The sequence below is a fragment of the Saccharothrix sp. NRRL B-16348 genome (assembly GCF_001280085.1).
Lineage (GTDB): Bacteria > Actinomycetota > Actinomycetes > Mycobacteriales > Pseudonocardiaceae > Actinosynnema.
Genome location: NZ_LGED01000063.1, coordinates 1 through 1,202, shown reverse-complemented (window position 1 = coordinate 1,202; position 1,202 = coordinate 1). Strand labels below are relative to the sequence as shown.

At 67.6% G+C, this 1,202-nt stretch carries 1 protein-coding gene; it reads right to left on the bottom strand.

All coding sequences use genetic code 11. The annotated features are described in order from the left end of the window. Positions 1-11: 11 nt before the first annotated feature. Positions 12-1,109, bottom strand: coding sequence for an IS630 family transposase (locus tag ADK67_RS08895; RefSeq protein WP_231648083.1), 1,098 nt, complete (start codon positions 1,107-1,109; stop codon positions 12-14). Positions 1,110-1,202: the final 93 nt, after the last annotated feature.

Sequence of the window (1,202 nt, the reverse complement as noted above, 5' to 3'; positions counted from 1 at the left end):
CTAGTGCTATGTCATGCAACCTTGGCCGGGTAATGGGTCCAGGTGCGGATGGGTGAGTCGGTGGCGAAGCCGGTCTTGGGCTGGGCTCGGGCGTTGCGCCAGCGGATGTAGGCGGCGATGGCGGCGTTCTGCTCGGTGTGGGTGCGGTGGTCGGTGCCGTTGAGGGCGAAGTAGCGCAGGGCGGTGAACTCGGCCTCGATCCAGTTCAACCAGGAGCTGTAGGTGGGCAGGAACACCAACTCGACGGCGTTGTCGGCGGCCCAGCCCAGGACGTCGGGGTGGCGGTGCGGCGAGAAGTTGTCGGCCACGATGTAGAGCTTCTGGCCGGGCCACCTGGCGCGCAGGGCCTTGAGGAGGTCGAGGAACTCGCCGTGGCGTTTGCGGCGCCGGATGCGGTAGTGGATCTTCCCGGTGGTCAGGTCGAGTGCGGCGAGCATGTGCATCACGCCGTGCCGGCGGTTGTAGGTGGCCCGTAATCGGCGCGGTGACCCGACCTGACGCCAGGCCTTGCCTTTGCGCGGCATCAGGTTCAGCGGTCCGAACTCGTCCACGCAGATCACCCGGCCGTCGTCGGGCGGGTGGTCGTAGAGGTCCAGGATCCGGTGCATCTTCACCAGGAAGTCCGGGTCGGTGGACGCCTTCCAGGTGGAGGTGCTCTGCCAGGACACGCCGCCGGTGTGCAGGATGCGGCGCAGGGTCTCCCTGCTGATCGCCGTGACGGTGCCGCGGTCGAGCAGATGGTCGCGCAGTTTCGACAGCGACCAGGTCGAGAACGCGGTGATGCCCCAGGAGGCGGGGGACGTCCGGGCGATCAGGCAGATCCGCTCGCGGACCGCCTCACCGATCACCCGCGGGCGTCCCCCGCTCCATTTTGGGTCCAGTGCCGCGAACCCCCGCTCGTTGAACGCGTGGATCACATCACGCACGTAGTCGGCGCTGACCTGCATCAACGACGTGATGTCGGGTACCGCCTGCCCCTGGGCCGACATCAGGACCACGATCGCCCGCCGTAACCGCACCGGGTCCTTCGCGGTCCGTCCGATCCGGGCCAGCTTCCGGCCCTCCTCCATCGACAACGGCCGGACGAATACCTCCGGACGACGACCCACAACCACCTCCCGCTCGACATGGGAGGACCAGCCTGGCCTGTCAGCCAACCGGGCCGGTTAGCGGGTCAACGTTCCGAGATGCAGCACTAGTAG